The sequence below is a fragment of the Gilliamella sp. B2785 genome (assembly GCF_026537005.1).
Lineage (GTDB): Bacteria > Pseudomonadota > Gammaproteobacteria > Enterobacterales > Orbaceae > Gilliamella > Gilliamella apicola_E.
In genome coordinates this window covers 22,577-40,308 of sequence record NZ_JAFNNC010000006.1, presented here as the reverse complement: position 1 = coordinate 40,308, position 17,732 = coordinate 22,577, and the positions used below count along the sequence as shown (strand labels likewise).

The 17,732-nt window shown below is 36.6% G+C and carries 22 protein-coding genes; 12 read left to right on the top strand and 10 right to left on the bottom strand.

Translation table 11 applies throughout. The annotated features are described in order from the left end of the window. The first annotated feature begins 88 nt into the window (after nt 1-88). From pdxS to J3U24_RS07920, 3 genes are all read left to right on the top strand, one after another. Nucleotides 89-973, top strand: coding sequence for a pyridoxal 5'-phosphate synthase lyase subunit PdxS (pdxS, locus tag J3U24_RS07930; RefSeq protein ID WP_176713947.1), 885 nt, complete (start codon nt 89-91; stop codon nt 971-973). Continuing rightward, on the top strand, nt 973-1,554 hold the full coding sequence (gene pdxT, locus J3U24_RS07925) for a pyridoxal 5'-phosphate synthase glutaminase subunit PdxT (RefSeq protein ID WP_267337785.1): 582 nt from the start codon (nt 973-975) through the stop codon (nt 1,552-1,554). Before pdxS ends, pdxT begins: the two co-directional genes overlap by 1 nt. A gap of 328 nt (nt 1,555-1,882) precedes the next feature. Beyond that, nucleotides 1,883-2,284 (top strand): GFA family protein, encoded by a 402-nt coding sequence (locus tag J3U24_RS07920; protein WP_267337784.1) that lies wholly within the window; start codon nt 1,883-1,885, stop codon nt 2,282-2,284. 56 nt (nt 2,285-2,340) lie between these two features. Here J3U24_RS07920 and J3U24_RS07915 read toward each other — a convergent pair whose 3' ends face one another. The 6 genes from J3U24_RS07915 to nlpD form a co-directional block, all read right to left on the bottom strand. Further along, a complete protein-coding gene (locus J3U24_RS07915) occupies nt 2,341-2,781 on the bottom strand; it encodes a pyridoxamine 5'-phosphate oxidase family protein (RefSeq protein ID WP_267337783.1) in 441 nt (146 codons plus the stop codon). Between the two features lie 4 nt (nt 2,782-2,785). Beyond that, nucleotides 2,786-3,373: a UbiX family flavin prenyltransferase gene (locus tag J3U24_RS07910; protein WP_220225950.1), complete on the bottom strand. Its 588-nt coding sequence runs from the start codon at nt 3,371-3,373 to the stop codon at nt 2,786-2,788. 129 nt (nt 3,374-3,502) lie between these two features. Then, nucleotides 3,503-4,711, bottom strand: a complete 1,209-nt coding sequence (locus J3U24_RS07905) for an aldose 1-epimerase family protein (RefSeq protein ID WP_267330723.1) — start codon at nt 4,709-4,711, stop codon at nt 3,503-3,505. Between the two features lie 59 nt (nt 4,712-4,770). Further along, complete coding sequence (locus J3U24_RS07900) at nt 4,771-5,346, bottom strand: thymidine kinase (protein ID WP_065733958.1); 576 nt, start codon at nt 5,344-5,346, stop codon at nt 4,771-4,773. An 89-nt stretch (nt 5,347-5,435) separates the two neighbouring features. Beyond that, a complete protein-coding gene (gpmA, locus tag J3U24_RS07895; RefSeq protein WP_065562634.1) occupies nt 5,436-6,188 on the bottom strand; it encodes a 2,3-diphosphoglycerate-dependent phosphoglycerate mutase in 753 nt (250 codons plus the stop codon). A 112-nt stretch (nt 6,189-6,300) separates the two neighbouring features. Further along, nucleotides 6,301-7,320 carry a murein hydrolase activator NlpD gene (gene nlpD, locus J3U24_RS07890; RefSeq protein ID WP_255305724.1) on the bottom strand — a complete coding sequence of 340 codons (1,020 nt, stop codon included), beginning with the start codon at nt 7,318-7,320 and terminating at the stop codon, nt 6,301-6,303. 365 nt (nt 7,321-7,685) lie between these two features. On the opposite strand from nlpD, the gene rsmI reads away from it, so the two are divergent. The 3 genes from rsmI to moeA all read left to right on the top strand — a co-directional run bounded on the left by rsmI (nt 7,686) and on the right by moeA (nt 11,108). Continuing rightward, complete coding sequence (gene rsmI, locus J3U24_RS07885) at nt 7,686-8,513, top strand: 16S rRNA (cytidine(1402)-2'-O)-methyltransferase (RefSeq protein WP_267330722.1); 828 nt, start codon at nt 7,686-7,688, stop codon at nt 8,511-8,513. Nucleotides 8,514-8,671: 158 nt separating this feature from the next. Beyond that, the gene (gene ychF / locus J3U24_RS07880; protein ID WP_220225946.1) at nt 8,672-9,763 is read left to right on the top strand and encodes a redox-regulated ATPase YchF; all 1,092 of its coding nucleotides are present in this window, start codon (nt 8,672-8,674) and stop codon (nt 9,761-9,763) included. A 118-nt stretch (nt 9,764-9,881) separates the two neighbouring features. Continuing rightward, nucleotides 9,882-11,108, top strand: a complete 1,227-nt coding sequence (moeA, locus tag J3U24_RS07875) for a molybdopterin molybdotransferase MoeA (RefSeq protein ID WP_267337782.1) — start codon at nt 9,882-9,884, stop codon at nt 11,106-11,108. Here the strand turns inward: moeA and J3U24_RS07870 are convergent. The 4 genes from J3U24_RS07870 to folB are packed head-to-tail and all read right to left on the bottom strand — an operon-like array spanning nt 11,100 to nt 13,140. Beyond that, the gene (locus J3U24_RS07870) at nt 11,100-11,528 is read right to left on the bottom strand and encodes an EamA family transporter (protein ID WP_065562639.1); all 429 of its coding nucleotides are present in this window, start codon (nt 11,526-11,528) and stop codon (nt 11,100-11,102) included. The genes moeA and J3U24_RS07870 overlap by 9 nt on opposite strands. Nucleotide 11,529: 1 nt before the next feature. Continuing rightward, nucleotides 11,530-11,736: a hypothetical protein gene (locus tag J3U24_RS07865; RefSeq protein ID WP_065562640.1), complete on the bottom strand. Its 207-nt coding sequence runs from the start codon at nt 11,734-11,736 to the stop codon at nt 11,530-11,532. A gap of 42 nt (nt 11,737-11,778) precedes the next feature. Further along, nucleotides 11,779-12,759 carry an MBL fold metallo-hydrolase gene (locus J3U24_RS07860; protein WP_267337781.1) on the bottom strand — a complete coding sequence of 327 codons (981 nt, stop codon included), beginning with the start codon at nt 12,757-12,759 and terminating at the stop codon, nt 11,779-11,781. A 12-nt stretch (nt 12,760-12,771) separates the two neighbouring features. Next, on the bottom strand, nt 12,772-13,140 hold the full coding sequence (gene folB / locus J3U24_RS07855) for a dihydroneopterin aldolase (RefSeq protein WP_267337780.1): 369 nt from the start codon (nt 13,138-13,140) through the stop codon (nt 12,772-12,774). 98 nt (nt 13,141-13,238) lie between these two features. Here folB and rsmE point away from each other — a divergent pair, with 98 nt between their 5' ends. The 6 genes from rsmE to purM all read left to right on the top strand — a co-directional run bounded on the left by rsmE (nt 13,239) and on the right by purM (nt 17,705). Next, nucleotides 13,239-13,964, top strand: a complete 726-nt coding sequence (gene rsmE, locus J3U24_RS07850) for a 16S rRNA (uracil(1498)-N(3))-methyltransferase (RefSeq protein ID WP_267337779.1) — start codon at nt 13,239-13,241, stop codon at nt 13,962-13,964. Between the two features lie 198 nt (nt 13,965-14,162). After that, entirely contained in the window at nt 14,163-15,119 is a 957-nt protein-coding gene (gshB, locus tag J3U24_RS07845; protein WP_267330718.1) for a glutathione synthase, read from the top strand. 4 nt (nt 15,120-15,123) lie between these two features. Continuing rightward, nucleotides 15,124-15,576, top strand: coding sequence for a GNAT family N-acetyltransferase (locus J3U24_RS07840; RefSeq protein WP_267337778.1), 453 nt, complete (start codon nt 15,124-15,126; stop codon nt 15,574-15,576). A gap of 20 nt (nt 15,577-15,596) precedes the next feature. Further along, nucleotides 15,597-16,154, top strand: coding sequence for a YqgE/AlgH family protein (locus tag J3U24_RS07835; RefSeq protein WP_065562646.1), 558 nt, complete (start codon nt 15,597-15,599; stop codon nt 16,152-16,154). 3 nt (nt 16,155-16,157) lie between these two features. Next, nucleotides 16,158-16,577, top strand: coding sequence for a Holliday junction resolvase RuvX (ruvX, locus tag J3U24_RS07830; protein WP_065562647.1), 420 nt, complete (start codon nt 16,158-16,160; stop codon nt 16,575-16,577). A gap of 90 nt (nt 16,578-16,667) precedes the next feature. Then, nucleotides 16,668-17,705 (top strand): phosphoribosylformylglycinamidine cyclo-ligase, encoded by a 1,038-nt coding sequence (gene purM, locus J3U24_RS07825; protein WP_267337777.1) that lies wholly within the window; start codon nt 16,668-16,670, stop codon nt 17,703-17,705. Nucleotides 17,706-17,732 lie beyond the last annotated feature (27 nt).

Genomic DNA, 17,732 nt, shown 5'->3' with positions numbered 1-17,732 from the left:
ATGCATAATTGGATGGGTTAATTATAGTCCAATTGGCTGTTTATTGTAGCAATTTTATTTTGAATAATAGTTTATTTAATTAGGAGTAATCATGAAAACAGGTACACAAACAGTAAAACGTGGCATGGCACAGATGCAAAAAGGCGGTGTGATTATGGATGTAGTTAATGCCGAACAAGCAAAAATTGCTGAGCAAGCAGGTGCAGTGGCTGTAATGGCTTTAGAACGTGTTCCCTCTGATATACGCGCTGCTGGAGGCGTAGCACGAATGGCTGATCCAACAATCGTTGAAGAAGTGATGAAAGCAGTCACCATACCTGTTATGGCAAAAGCGCGAATCGGTCATATCGTTGAGGCACGCATTTTGGAGTCTATGGGCGTCGATTATATTGATGAAAGCGAAGTGCTGACACCAGCGGATGAACAATATCATTTATTGAAAGATGAATTTACCGTACCTTTTGTTTGTGGTTGTCGTGACTTAGGCGAAGCACTGCGTCGAATTGGTGAAGGAGCTTCGATGCTACGCACCAAAGGTGAACCAGGAACAGGTAATATTGTAGAAGCAGTAAGGCATATGCGCCGAGTAAATGAACAAATTCGTTTAGTTGTTGGTAAATCAAAAGATGAGTTGATGACATTTGCTAAAGAGATTGGTGCACCTTATGAGTTGATATTACAAATCAAACAACTGGGTAAACTACCGGTTGTTAATTTTGCTGCTGGCGGCATTGCTACGCCTGCTGATGCTGCATTGATGATGCAACTTGGTGCCGATGGTGTGTTTGTTGGTTCAGGTATTTTTAAATCGCAAAATCCGGAAAAATTCGCTAAAGCAATCGTTCAAGCAACAACTTATTTTGACGATTATCCAAGATTAGCTGAACTTTCAAAAGGATTAGGTGAAGCGATGAAAGGTATCGAAATCAGCAAATTAAGCGAATCTGAAAGAATGCAGGAGCGAGGTTGGTAATGAGCTCAAAAGCAAGTAAAACCATTGGTGTGCTTAATTTACAAGGTGCAGTGACTGAACATTTAAATATGCTTGCAACTATTGATTTAGTCATCCCAATTGCAGTAAAAAAGCCCGAGCAATTGAGTCAAGTTGATGGTTTAATTATTCCGGGTGGTGAATCAACTGCAATAAGTCGTTTAATTCGACAAAATGGCTTATTTGAACCAATCCAAGAGTTTGCTAAGCAAGGTAAAGGGATTTTTGGTACCTGCGCGGGTTTGGTGCTTTGCGGTAATGAAACAAGCCATAGCGAAGTTGAACAACTGGGGTTGATGGATATTGTGGTTGAACGTAATGGATTTGGTCGGCAAATTGCTAGCTTTGAGACGATGTTAGATATTGCACCTATTGGCCAGCAAGTTCCAGCTGTTTTTATCCGAGCGCCCTATATTGCTAGGGCGGGCAAGCAAGTCACACAACTTGCTTTTATTGATAATCATTGCATAATGGCAGAGCAGAATAATATTTTAGTCTGCTCATTCCATCCCGAACTAACGACCGATAATCGCATAATGCGCTATTTTATTGAAAAATGCTGACCGTTTTTCTCTTATATAAAAATATATTCGATTATAGGCACTAATTATTGGTGCCTTTTTCTCCTCAAAAACCCCGCTCCTCAACTTTTTTTCTATTTTTTAAATTATTTCCAACTTATTTCTGATTTTAATGTATTTGAAGGGAATAAATGGATAAATAAAAAAGTAAATTTAGTTTATTTGATTATTGGTACTAATTATTGGTGCTTTTTTTCATCAAAAAACCCGCTCCTCAACTTTTTTTATCTATTTTTAAATTACTTGTAACTTATTTCTATCTGTCTTTATAATGTGTTAACAAATGATAAATAAAAAAGGTAAATAAATTATGATGACAGGAAGTTGTTTATGTGGCGAGGTTGTCTATCAACTTAATAATGAGATTAAAACAATTGTGTATTGTCATTGCTCGCGTTGTCGCAAACAAACTGGTTCGGCTTTTAATGCTGCAACAGCCATTAACAAGGAAGATTTAACTTTTATTAAGGGCGAAGAAAAGATAAAAGTTTTTTCATGCTCAGGCGTTAATCGCCATTTTTGTGGTCAATGTGGTTCACACCTTTTTTCTAGTCGTGATAATGATAATAATAGTTATCGATTACGTATTGGCCTAATTAATGAACCAATTAATGCGGAAAAGCGTATTCATATTTATACCGGTTCAAAAGCGAATTGGGATATTATTTGTGATGGTTATCCTGAATTCGAAGAAGGAATCCCCCCAAAATAATTCGATGTTAATATCATTCGCTGGATGATGTTTATTTTCGAAAGCTAAGTCTGCTTTTAAAGCTCTTCATTACGTTGCCAATGGGTTTTATGCGCAAAACCCATTAGGTTATTTGTCATCTTGATTTGTTGCAATTGAATAGACCAAATCGGTGCTTTCATCACTCTGGCAAAAGGAAAGGCATGATAATAAAGTTTATAAGCATGACTTGCTTGATTTTCAGCAAGCAATTGAGCATTGCCTGTAAATTGTATCCCTTGTATTTTAGCAACCGATTTTGGACTAATGCTAATCGTGCCAGCAACATTAGGATTTTTTAGCATCGCTTGTGCGTGTTGGGTTTTCAATTCTGATAAGAAATATAAGCACCAATTAACTTCATCAAATACATAAAATGCGTTGCATGACCATGGTTGGTTTTCTGCTAATATTAGGCTCAAACTTAACACATGTTGCTGTTTAATAAATTGCACGATTTTATGGTCAGATGATTTCATTATTTTATTCAGATTTTTGATTAAGACTCATATCCTCACCCCAGCGCGGTAAACTAGGTACATCAATATCAAACAGATCAAGCGCTCTGGCAACACTATGAGTGATAATATCATCGACACTTTCAATATGTTGATATAACGCAGGAACAGGTGGAAAAATAATTCCCCCCATTAATGTCACCGCTTCCATATTTTTAATGTGTCCTAGATGTAATGGGGCTTCTCGTGTCATTAACACTAAGCGACGACGCTCTTTTAAAACGACATCAGCAGCGCGTGTTAATAAATTATCAGATAGACCATGAGCTATTGCTGCCAGTGTTCGCATCGAGCAAGGTGCAACTAACATGCCCATTGTTTTATATGACCCACTAGCAATGGCAGCGCCAATATTGTCAACCGAATAGACCATATCGGCTAAAGATTCTAATTGTGCTAACTGGGATTTAGAATGTTCGTAATTCCCGGTTATTTTGGCCGCTTTTGATATGACAAGATGGGTTTGAATGTCCATTGGTTTTAGGAGTTCTAAAGCTTTTATACCATAAGCAAAGCCTGTTGCGCCACTTATACCAACTATCATTCTTCTCATATTGATTCCTACAGTCAAATTTCTGAATTTATTTTAACTTAGATTAGTGCGTTAAGGTATGGGAATTTGTTTAATCGCGGAGTGAAAGTCACCGCTAACCTTTTTGTTAGCGGTGGAATTTGATATAACTTATTCTTTAGCCATTGGTTGTTCAACGACTTTTGTAGTTTGTTTACCTTGAATGGTTTTAATTTTGTCACCATAAGTTTTTACGGCTTCTTTATTTGATAATAAGCTATATGTTAGCTTAAAGTCAGCGCTTTTACCTGGTTCTAATTGAGGAACACGTTTTTGTTCACGTTCAATAGTAACAGGATAGGCAAAGCTTGTACCTGGCTCAATACCAGTCACGTAACCTTGTTTAAGCGTATCGGTGTTTTTCCATAATGTAAGCACTGGTAACTGTTTAGTATTAAATGAAATACCAACCCCTTTATCACCTGCTTTGTTAGCCAACATCACTTGAGTTTGATTTTTTGAATCCGCATAAGGGAAGATGTTATAAACCATTTCGTCAAAGTTTTTTGTTGGTCCTAAATAGGTTTGCCAATTTTTAAGGCCGGTAGCCGCATAATCATTGAATGGTGAAACTTCTTTAACAGGTGCAACAAATTTTGCCCCTTCTTCAAGGATTGGTGTACCAAAATTGCTGTGATAGATAATTTGATAATCACGCGGGTAATCACCTTGGTTAGTCACAGTATCGTGAACAGTAAATTCTTTAGTTCCTGGTACATGAGAAATTCTAACCCAAGTTTCTAAATTGCTCTTTTTGAAAGCTTTTTCTTTGATAAGACCACTAACGGTAATGGTGTATGGTGCTTCGTCTTCAATATCAACAAACAGTTTTGAAACTGGTGTATTTTGCGCGCGCCCATGAAGGGTATACATCATTCCATCAGCTTGTACCGCATGACCTGTCCATTCAAATCCACAACGAACCATCATTTCATTAAAGCCATCTAACCAACCATTACCGCCACGGCTTTCTAAGTTGATATTATTTGGATGAACGACTTCTTCAACCGGGGAATCCCAACCTAAGCGCACTCCATCACCTTCAACTGAAAGGATACCTAGACCACGAGTTGGGCTTAATTTAATAGTCAGTCCATCACTTATAAGAGTTAAGACTTCAACATCTTCTTGAAGCCCACCTCTAAGTACACTATTTTGCATACTAAAAGTTGGTGCACCCTTTGCATGTTCGACATTTGTTAGATACCAGCCACCTTTTCTAACTTGAATGTCGGTGTCAGTAATAATGTAATGTGTAGCATTGGCAGCATAGGAGATTACTCCAAGCGCGACAGCTAACGTAAGATTTCTAATTTTCATGAGATTAATTCCTTATAATTATAATTAAAATATATATCCATCATGAGCAAGGATATGCGTTAATTGGGTCTAACCTGCCCTGCTTTCCAGTGTTTTCGACAAACTGAATGGTATTCACTATCACCAAGATGAATTGAATTACCAAATTTAACAATTTGTCCGTTTTCACCTTCTAACAGAATCATTGTCGCTTTTTTACCGCACCAGCATACGGTTTTAAGTTCTCTATAATTATCAGCAATTTCTAATAATGTTTTCGAACCTTCAAACAAATGTCCCATATAATCGGTCTTTAATCCAAAAAACATCATCGGAACGCCAAACTCATCACATACGTCTGACAACTTCCATATGGTATTGGACGATAAAAATTGACTTTCATCAATCAAAATACACGCATAGTTATTTTGTTTGATCTGTTCAATAATACCATCAACAGTATTATCATCAAGTTGTAATGCTTTTTTACGTAATCCAAGTCGAGATACAATCTCAACTGCGGAGTCGCGAGTATCGACCGATGATTTAAGTAATAATGTCTGCATATTATTACTTAAATAGTTATGATCTATTTGTAGTAATTCTGTGGATTTTCCGGCGTTCATTACGCCATAAATATAGTAAATTTTAGACAAAATTTGCGTCTCAAAAAGTTAGATAGTAATTATCAGTAACACTAAAAGTAAAAGGTAAGTCTCTCGACTTACCTTTTTAATGAATAAATTTATTTGGCTTTACCTTGGTTTGCTACCGCTGCTTGTTTAGCTGCGATTTCATCAGCATTACCTAAGTAGTAATGTTTAACAACTTTCATGTTGTCATCAAATTCATAAACTAATGGTACGCCAGTTGGAATGTTAACATCGATAATGTCATCATCACTGATATTGTCTAAATGCTTAACTAGAGCACGAAGAGAGTTACCGTGAGCGGCAATAATAACACGTTCACCTTTTGCAACACGTGGTGCAATAGTTGATTCCCAGTAAGGAAGTACACGTTTAATTGTTAATGCTAAGCTTTCAGTTAATGGTAATTCTGATTCTGGTAATTTGCTGTATCGTGAATCGTGACCAGGGAAGCGCTCATCTGATTTTTCAAGTGCAGGAGGAGTGATAGCAAAACCACGACGCCATAATTTAACTTGATCATCACCATATTTAGCAGCAGTTTCTGCTTTATTTAAACCTTGTAACGCACCATAATGACGTTCGTTTAATTTCCAGTTCTTTTCAACCGGTAACCATGCTTGATCAACTTCATCAAGGATGTGCCATAATGTATGAATAGCACGTTTTAAAACTGAAGTATATGCATAGTCAAATGTAAAGCCTTCTTGTTTTAGTAATTTACCTGCTTCAGCAGCTTCTTTGTTACCTTTGTCAGATAAATCAACATCAGTCCAACCACAAAAACGGTTTTCTTGATTCCAAACGCTTTCTCCGTGACGAATAAGAACTAATTTTTTTACTGCCATGAATATAACTCCTTAGTTACGTAAAATAAAATGGTTAAATGAATTGGACTTTCGTTAAAAATGCACGTTTGATTAAGTGCATTTTTAACGTTTTAATCTTTTTAAACACTTATTATTTAGATAAGTATTTTAATGGATCGACTGATTGCGCTTTATAACGAATTTCAAAGTGTAGTCGTACTGATGAAGTTCCCGTTGCGCCCATTGTCGCAATTTGTTCACCAGCTCGAACATTTTGTTGTTCTTTAACCAAAATAGTTTGGTTATGCGCATACGCCGTTAAATAGTCATCATTGTGTTTTACAATGATTAAGTTACCATAACCTGGTAATGCATTACCAGAATAAACCACTCGACCATCCGCTGCTGCAACGACTTTAGCGCCTAATGAACCAGCAATATCTATACCTTTAGTGGCATTAGAAAATTTTTCAATGATCTTACCTTGCGCCGGCCACTGCCATGTAATATTGGCAACATTCGATGTTGAGCTAGATGGCGATGGCGATGTGGTTGAAGCCGGTTCAGTTACAGTTTCAGTAGTTTCAACTGTATTGGTTGGTTTATTAGTACCAGATGTAGTAGTTGTTGTAGTAGTTACTGTTGTTACAACTGGTTTGGTTGAACTAGTCTGAGCAGGCGTATTAGTTGATGTGGTTTTTTTAGTTTCAACGATCGTTGTGCCACCGCTAACATCAAGCACTTGACCTACACTTACAGCAAAAGGTTCTTTGATATTATTTTTAGCAGCTAATGCTCGATAATCATTACCGGTTACCCACGCGATATAAAACAGTGTATCGCCTCGTTTGACGGTGTAAGTATCACCTTGATAGCCACCTTTTGGAATATCATTATAATCACGATTATAGACAATACGTTCATTTGATGTCACAACACCTTGACTAGTTGAACCGCTAGTCGAATTACGAGATGCTGGCGCCGATGGTGTATAAGTTGATGTAGATGATGGCGCTCGATTACCTTTGGAAATAATTTCAGGCGGTTTTGTGTAAACCGAGGAGGTAGAAGATCTCGAAGAATCAGATATATCTTCGATATCAGCTGGATTTGTCTGCGTACAAGCAGAAATCATCAAACTTAAACAACTTAATGTGAGAATTTTTTTCACAATAACACCTTTCATTTATATATATAGTTTTAATACGAACATTTTATCGTTTTTATAACAAAAAGCTATTATATTAATTACCAGCAAGCTAAATCAATAAAATCACAGCTAAAATAGCATTTTTATTGCTTAAAAACTGTAAATTCGGCAAATTTTACAGTTTATGTTGCTTATTGTAAGTTATTTAGGCGATATTTAGATGAAATCTATCACCAGTATAAAATGATTGCTAAAATTTGGTTTAATAAATGCCCTATTATCCGTCTATGTTTCATTGATTAAGACTTTTTTCGGCACTAGGAGTATGTACATTAAATTTGGTATAGTATATTTAAGACTTAAAAATTTACAGTGATCCCAAAATAATGACTTTATATATTGTAGCAACACCTATTGGTAATTTAGATGATATTACCCTTCGCGCGATTAATACACTTAAGCAAGTTGACTTAATTGCGGCTGAAGATACCCGTCATAGTGGACTGCTTTTGCAACATTTGGGGATTAAAGCCAAATTGTTCGCCTTACATGATCATAATGAGCAAGAAAAATCACAACTATTAATTGAAAAACTTAAATCAGGATTATCAATAGCGTTAATATCTGATGCAGGCACACCATTAATTAATGATCCCGGTTATCATTTAGTGAAAGCTTGCCGTGAAAATAATATTAATGTAGTACCCATCCCTGGTGCATGTGCGGCCATTGCGGCACTCTCAGTGGCTGGATTACCTTCGGATAGATTTAGTTATGAGGGATTTTTACCGGCTAAAACAAAAGCACGACAAGATTATCTCACTACGTTAATTGATGAACCACGAACTATGATTTTTTACGAATCAACGCATCGACTTTTAGATACCTTGCATGATATGCAAACCATTTGGGGAAGCGATAGACAGATTGTGTTAGCTAAAGAGCTGACCAAAACATGGGAAACCATCGTCCATTTTTCCATAAAAGATCTGATTGAATGGTTAGAAGAAGATAGTAACCGACAAAAAGGCGAATTCGTTTTAATTGCCGAAGGTGTGAGTAAAACGGATGATGTGATTGATGCAAAAGCAATTAATACACTAAAACTATTGTTAAATGAGCTACCTTTAAAAAAAGCCGCTGCGATTACTGCTGAAATTTATGGACTGAAAAAAAATCAATTATATCAGCTCGGATTAACCTTTCAAAATTAGCTAACAATCATACTGTTAATAAAACTATTTTGAGATTAAGCAGAGTATCGTTTTAAGTGTTGATTTCGATCTTCTTATATCATCAACATTAGCACAATTAGTGCAATTTAGTATATAATCAATGTTTAAGATTTTTATAACACAAGGTAATAAACAATATGGGATTTAAATGTGGAATTGTCGGTCTACCAAATGTGGGTAAATCAACGCTTTTTAATGCACTAACTAAAGCTGGGATTGAAGCGGCTAACTTTCCGTTTTGTACTATCGAACCTAATACAGGCGTAGTGCCAATGCCCGATCCGCGTTTAGATCAATTAGCGGAAATTGTTAAGCCGCAACGAACATTACCAACGACCATGGAATTTGTTGATATCGCAGGTTTAGTAAAAGGTGCATCTAAAGGTGAAGGACTTGGAAATCAATTCTTAGCTAATATTCGTGAAACCGAAGCAATTGGCCATGTTGTTCGTTGTTTTGAAAACGAAAACATTGTTCATGTTGCAGGTAAAATCGATCCAGCTGAAGATATCGAAATTATTAACACAGAACTTGCGTTAGCCGATCTTGAAGCCTGTGAACGCGCTATTACCCGTTTACAAAAACGAGCTAAAGGTGGTGATAAAGACGCTAAATATGAACTTGAGATTCTTGAAAAGTGCCTTCCTCACCTTGAACAAGGTAAAAAATTATTACTTTTAGATTTAAGTAAAGAAGAACTAGATGCGATTAAATATCTTAGTTTCTTAACGTTAAAACCAACTATGTACATCGCGAATGTCAATGAAGATGGTTTTGAAAACAATCCGTTTTTAGATAAAGTGAAAGCCATCGCTGAACAAGAAAAAGCAGTCGTAGTACCAGTTTGTGCAGCTATTGAAGCAGAACTTGCTGAGCTTGATGATGCTGATCGTGATGAATTTATGCAAGATCTTGGTTTAACCGAACCGGGTCTTAATAGAGTTATCCGCGCGGGTTATAGTTTACTTAACTTACAAACTTATTTTACTGCTGGCGTTAAGGAAGTTCGTGCTTGGACTATCTCTGTTGGTGATACTGCACCTCAAGCAGCGGGGAAAATTCACACCGATTTTGAAAAAGGATTTATCCGTGCACAAACCATTGCCTTTGAAGATTTTATCAAATATGGTGGTGAACAAGGTGCTAAAGAAGCAGGAAAAATGCGTTCAGAAGGAAAAGATTATGTCGTGCAAGATGGCGATATTATGAATTTCTTATTTAATGTATAATCAAGTTTTAATGGGTGCAGTTTAATACCGCACCCTATTTATTTCAATTTTGTAAAATTATTAACTCGCCAATATCACTCTTCCCTGAATGGATAATCAATTATAAGGAGCTTCATTTATGTTATTAACCTTTGAGCAAGCTAAAAAAAATATACTTGAAGCATCATCATTATACAATCAACTTTCAAGTGAAAAAGTTGCATTATTTGACGCCTTAGATTGTGTTACTGCCGACCCGGTTATTTCTCCAATTAATGTACCAAGTTTTAACAATTCGGCTATGGATGGTTATGCGGTAAGGTTAGCTGATATCAATCAATCGAAATTATTACCTTTAGCCGGTACTATTTTTGCTGGAGATGATATCTCAAATCTGAATTGGCCTTCAGGGAGTTGCTTACGCATTATGACTGGCGCGCCTGTTCCTGAACAAGCTGATGCTGTGGTGATGCAAGAAGAGACAGAGCAAACAGAGTCAGGTATTAATTTTTTAGGTGATATTAAATTAGGTAGCAATATTCGTTGTATCGGCGAAGATGTTAAACAAGATTCGGTGGTGGTGACTAAAGGTACACGTTTAACCATTCCAACACTATCAAGTTTAGCCACGCTTGGTATAACTGAATTAGTCGTATATAAAAAAATAAAAGTCGCTATCTTTTCAACCGGAAATGAATTAACCGATATTGGTGATCCGCTAACAAACAAAAGTGCAATTTATGATAGTAATCGATTTACGCTAAAATTATTATTATCTAAATTAAATTGCCAAATTATCGATTTAGGTATTATTGCCGATGATCCGAACCGAATTAAGCAATCACTTGAAACAGCGTCTAAACTTGCTGATTTAGTGATTACCAGCGGTGGCGTTTCTGTTGGTGATGCAGATTATACAAAAACAGCTTTAGAAGCACTGGGTAAAATTAATTTCTGGAAAATTGCTATAAAACCCGGTAAGCCGTTTGCGTTTGGAAAGATAGGTGATGCGTTGTTTTGTGGATTACCCGGCAATCCAGTTTCGACATTGGTCACTTTCTATCAGTTAGTTCAGCCTTTGATTTTAGCACTGTCAGGAGAGCATTTAACCTCTAACAATCTGTCATTTAAAGTGAAAGCAGCAACGAATCTTAAAAAAAGTGTTGGCCGATTAGATTTTCAACGCGGTGTGTTGCAAGTTAATTCTGAAGGTGAGTTAGAAGTTGCTTCAACGGGTCAACAAGGCTCACATCTAACTCAGTCGTTTAATCATGCCAACTGCTTTATCATCCTTGAGCAAGAAAGAGGCAATGTTGCTAAAGGTGAATATGTGACAGTTGAGCTGTTTAATAATTTATTAAAATAGCGCAACTAAAACAGCACCTGCAGCAATCATGGCTACACCAATGGCAGAAAGAAATGAAATTTTTTCGCCAAAGATAATAACAGCAAAAATTACGGCAAAAACAACGCTAAGTTTATCAATCGGGGCAACTTGCGAGACTTTACCTTCTTTGATTGCCATGAAGTAGAATAACCAAGATAATGCCCCAGCGACTCCACTCAATGCGATAATAAGTAATGCTTTCTTATCGTTAAAGAACGTGTTAATTAGATTTAGCTTTCCTTGCACGGCAACCACGCCAACTAAAAAAATCGCCATAACAATAGCCCGTATTGCGGTTGCAGTATTGGCATCAAGGTGTTGTAAACCAATTTTACCTAAAATTGCAACACAGGCAGCGGTAATTGCCGATAGCAAAGCATAAACAAGCCAAGCGCTCATATTAATACCTATCTATTTGGAATAAATACTGTTGATTGTTTGAATTCTTTTGGCATTGTTCTGATTTATTCATCACTCCTCGGCAATCTTCAAGCACACCGTGAGCTTTTGACCAATGGTACTGTTTGCCTTCATCATTTTTACCACCACAAGCTGTTAAACTTAAACTTAGTGTAAGGCAAGTTAGTGCGATAATTACTGGTTTCATCATATCCCCTCGCAAATATTTCGTTATCTTATAATTTATTCATTATTCTAATGCATTATTAAACTGATTGATAGCAAAGCTATCACCTATTTTTATTACGTGAAAAGCACGACCTTTCTTCAAAGAATTTAATAAAAACGGTGGTTCATCTAACGATTCATCCGCTAATTCAAAAGCTCCCCAATGAATGGCGATCGCTGATTGGCAATTTAATTCATCATACAGTTGCAATGCTTGTTGAGGGTCGATGTGCTGTGATTGCATAAACCAACGTGGTGCATATGCGCCGATGGGGATCAAGGCTAGATCGATTTGCTTAAACCTTTCGCCTATTTTCTTTAAATTGGTTGAATAGCCGGTATCCCCCATAAAGTAGATATTTTTCGATAACGGCGAGTCATCATTCTGCATTACCCAACCACACCATAATGATTTGTTGACATCAAAAGCACCACGATTACTCCAATGCTTTGCTGGTGTCGCAGTAAACGTTATTCCACCAATATTAGAAGATTGCCACCAGTCCAACTCAATAACTTGCTTCGCTCCCCATTTTAATAGTTTGGTTTTGAGCCCTAGGGGAACTAAAATAGTCATTTGTGGAAAACGTTTTACCAGTTGCCTTATACTATTAGAATCAAGATGGTCATAATGGCTATGCGATATCAAAACCACATCAATCGTTGGTAATTTATCGATAGTAATAGCGGGTTTGGTTCGTCGTTTGGGGCCAATAAATTGGAACGGCGAGACTCGGTTGGAAAAAACCGGATCGGTTAATATCCATTTATTATTAAGTCTTATTAACGTAGTTGAATGCCCTATCCACCAGACTCTATCACCTTCTAAATTTAAATCAATTGAGCTACACCAAGTTTGGTTAAATACTTGATATCCCGCTTTTGGGGGTAAGACTTTACGTTTAAGGCGCCAACGTAAAGCGTCAGTCAATTTAATTGAAAAAGGCTCGCTATTTTCAAAAGCTGTATGATGTAAATTATCACTTTCGTTTTTTTTATTCATTAATTTGTTGAGTTAATTGATACCACGTTCAATAATCACGGCAACATTGCCTGCATTAGCAATCGCATCTGGTTTTGAAACTTTGATTTTTAACCATTGAACTGAAAATTGTTCAATAACTAACTGTGCAACGCGTTCAGCTACCGTTTCAATAAGCTCAAATTTATTTGCTTCAATTAATGATGTTATTGATTGTGAAACAACGAAATAGTCTAAGCAAAATTCTACATTATCACTCTTTCCTGCTGGCTTATTATCCCAAGCCATTTCTAAATCAAGGACTAGCTTCTGTTTGATGTTTTTTTCCCAATCATAAACACCAATTGTGGTATAAACTGTTAGAGATTCAATTAATACTCTATCTTTAATCGTTAATGTCATATTCAATTCCAAGCATTGATATTGTTTAAAATAGAGATTACCGAATCTTATTAAATTACGCTATAATTTATTTCAAATAATAGTGAATAAAAGATGATATGACTCGAATTTTTCAACCCTACACCATCAACCAAAATAGCTTAATTACCTTGGACGATAATGCTTTTAATCACCTGATCCGTGTATTAAGAATGAAGCCTGGCGAATCAGTGACGTTGTTTGACGGCTCTAACCAAATTACGCCAGCAGTGATCCATGAAGTAAACAAAAAAAACGTTGTTGTAAAAACAGCAACGACTGTTTTTGATGATCGAGAATCACCTTTAAACATTCATTTAGGCCAAGTTATTTCTCGTGGTGATAAAATGGAGTTTACTATTCAAAAATCAGTTGAATTAGGCGTGAGTACCATTACCCCACTACTTTCTGAACGCTGTGGCGTAAAGCTCGATCAAGAAAGGCTTGAAAAAAAGGTTCAACAATGGCAAAAAATTGTTATTTCTGCCTGTGAACAATGTGGGCGTAACATCATCCCTACCGTAAACTCGGTAATGAAATTAGAAAATTGGTGTGCAAGTTTAACTGATAGCTTAAAGCTCAACTTACATCCAAAAGCAGAAAAAGGCATAAATCAACTGTCGTCTGAGGATAAAAACATTAGTTTATTAATTGGACCAGAAGGTGGGCTATCTAACGAAGAAATTCAGATGACGCATCAATATCAGTTTACAGATATTTTACTCGGTCCACGAGTTTTACGAACTGAAACAGCTGCACTAACAGCAATAACCGCCCTTCAAGTTCGTTTAGGTGATTTAGGTTAATCACCCAAAATGAATGAGTTAACAATTGATTGCTTTGCTTATTAATCGGTAACGAGTATGATAGTTCAAAACTTGATTTTTATTGCTAAAACCACGCTCGGCCTTGTTTTCTCATAAGCGATATTAAATAGGTAGAAAAGTGTGCAAGTCATCAACAGCAAATTCAATGCAATCAGATAAAATCAGTAAGGAGTCAACATGATTAAACTTGGTATTGTTATGGACCCCATCAGCCATATCAAATTAAAAAAAGATACCAGCTTTGCTATGCTGCTTGAAGCACAAAAGCGAGGTTATCAACTCTATTATATGGAGATGAATGATCTGTTTTTACGTAATGGTGAAGCAAGTGCAACCACTCGTATACTAACAGTTCATAACAATAGTGAACATTGGTTTGATTTTGGTGACGAGCAAACAATAGCATTAAGTGAACTCGATGTGATACTAATGCGTAAAGATCCGCCTTTTGATACCGAATTTATCTATGCGACTTATATTTTAGAACGCGCTGAAGATAAAGGCGTATTAGTGGTTAATAAGCCACAAAGCTTACGTGATTGTAATGAAAAATTATTTACTGCTTGGTTTGCTGATTTTACGCCGGAAACTTTAGTTACTCGCCAAACATCACAAATTAAGGCTTTCCACCAACAATTCCATGACATTATTTTAAAACCACTTGATGGTATGGGCGGTTCGTCAATTTTTAGAATCAAACAAGATGATCCCAATGTGTCTGTGATAATTGAAACACTTACCGAGCATAATACTCGTTACTGTATGGCGCAAAATTTTATCCCAGCAATAAAAGATGGTGATAAACGTATTTTAGTTGTCGATGGTGTTCCGGTTCCTTATTGTTTGGCGCGGATACCTCAAAAAGGTGAAACACGTGGAAACTTAGCCGCTGGCGGACATGGTGAAGTAAGAGCTTTAAGTGATAGTGATTGGAAAATTGCCAACAGTATTGGACCAACATTAAAACAAAAAGGACTTTTATTTGTCGGACTTGATGTAATTGGGGATAAATTAACTGAAATTAACGTCACTAGTCCAACTTGTGTACGAGAAATTGAAACTGCCCATCCAGATTTATCAATCACGGGGCTTTTAATGGACGCGATTGAATCAAGATTAAATAAGAAGAGTTAAAAAAATGATTAGAGAATACCAACCAAAAGATTTAGATGCCATTATGAAGATATGGCTACAAGGTAATGAACAAGCTCACAACTTTATTGATCTTGAATTTTTTAAACAGAACTACGATATAGTTAAAATGTTGATTCCAATGTCAACTATTTATGTCCAAGATCTTAATGGCGTAGTAGGTTTTATAGGTTTAACTGAGAATTATATTTCTGGACTCTTTGTTGAAGAAGGTTTTCGTCATCACGGAACCGGAGCTGCGCTAGTTGAAAAAGCAAAACAGCGTCACAATGAATTATTGGTACATGTGTATAAACAAAATAGTGATGCGATTAACTTTTACTTATCGCAGGATTTTGAAATTATTGGTGAATCAATTAATGAAGAAACCAATCATCCAGAAGTATTAATGCGTTGTAATGTGGAACATAAAGTCAAAATTGGTAAATGTGCATTATAATTTAACAACAATGTGAGCGTATGAATTTAAAAAATCATTTTATTATTGCTATGCCAACACTACATGATTCAGTATTTAGTCGTTCTGTGGTGTATATCTGTGAACATAATCGTGATGGTGCAATGGGTATTATTTTGAATAAGCCTATTATAGATCTCAATGTTGAAACCGTATTGTCCCGTCTTGAAATCACTGCCTCAAAAAGTTGTGCTGAACTTGAGCATCCAGTATTTTGTGGTGGACCACTTGCCGAGGAGCAAGGTTTTATTTTACACACGCCTCATAAGGGGTTTGCATCAAGTATACAGATTTCTGATGATGTGATGATAACCACATCACTTGACGCATTGAAATCGATTGGCTCTCCAGAACAACCAAAAGATATCTTTCTAGCACTGGGTTACTCAAGTTGGCAATCATTACAACTTGAAAGTGAAGTTGCCAAAAATGACTGGTTAGTTACCGAAGCTGATCCACAAATTATTTTTGAAGTGGCTATTGAGGATCGTTGGAAAAAAGCGGCTGAATCATTGGGCATTAATATCAGTACTATTTCTCACCAAATGGGTAATGCATAGACAATGGCAACTATTATTGCATTTGATTTTGGTACTGCAAGTATTGGTGCAGCTATTGGTCAGGACATCACCAAAACCGCTAACCCACTTTGTTCATTTAAAGCTCGTGATGGAATACCTAATTGGCAAGCGATTGAAAAAGTACTTAATGAATGGAAACCCGATTATTTAGTGGTTGGACTACCACTAAATATGGATGGCACAGAACAACCTTTAACCGCTAGAGCTCGCAAATTTGCTAACCGTTTGCATGGTATGTTTGGTTATCAAGTACATCTACAAGATGAACGATTATCCACAGTTGAGGCTAAATCACACATTTTTGCTTCACGTGGTTATCGGGCGCTTGAAAAAGGTCATGTTGATGCAACTTCTGCCATTATTATTTTAGAGAGTTGGTTTGAGAACAATGAATCTCTTTAATTAATAAGTTATTTTATCAATAATTAGTCGCCAATAAATTTCATCCTTGCTAAAATATCAAACAATTTTTCTACTGTAAGGACTGCTCCCGTGTCAAATAACAAATCTCTTAGCTATAAAGATGCCGGTGTCGATATCGATGCAGGCAATGAACTGGTAAATCGCATTAAATCTGTTGTAAAAGAGACCAAACGTCCTGAGGTTATGGGTGGACTAGGTGGTTTTGGTGCATTATGTGCAATTCCGCAAAAATATAAGCAACCTATTTTAGTATCAGGTACTGATGGTGTTGGCACAAAATTACGTCTGGCAATGGATTTAAACCGCCATGAATCAATTGGTATTGATTTAGTTGCAATGTGTGTTAATGATTTGATTGTTCAAGGTGCGGAGCCGTTATTCTTCTTAGATTACTATGCAACAGGCAAACTTAATGTTGATGTTGCTGCAACAGTCGTTACAGGTATCGCTGAAGGTTGTAAACAATCAGGCTGCGCTTTAGTTGGCGGTGAAACAGCCGAAATGCCGGGTATGTATCACGGTGATGATTATGACTTAGCCGGCTTTTGTGTTGGCGTAGTTGAAAAAGCAGAAATGATTGATGGGAGTAAAGTACAAGATGGTGACGCTTTAATTGCTCTAGCATCAAGTGGCGCCCACTCTAATGGCTACTCTTTAGTTCGAAAAATAATTGAAGTGAGTGGTGTAAATCCAGCTACTGAACAATTAGATGGAAAACCATTAGCTGATCATCTACTTGCTCCAACCAAAATTTATGTCAAATCTGTTCTCGATTTGATTTCCAAAATCGACGTTCATGCAATTGCCCATATTACTGGTGGTGGCTTTTGGGAAAACATTCCTCGTGTTTTACCGGATAACACTCAAGCGATTATTGATGAATCAAGCTGGCAATGGCCGTCAATCTTCAATTGGTTACAACAAGCTGGTAATGTCAGTCGCCATGAAATGTATCGTACTTTCAACTGTGGTGTTGGTTTAATCATCGCTTTACCAAAACAGTTAGCTGACCAAGCCATCAATTTGCTTAATGAGCATGGTGAAAAAGCCTGGCTACTAGGTGAAATAAAAACATCATCATCAACTGAGCGTGTAATTATTAAATAATACTATTCGTTTATATTATCCAACTAT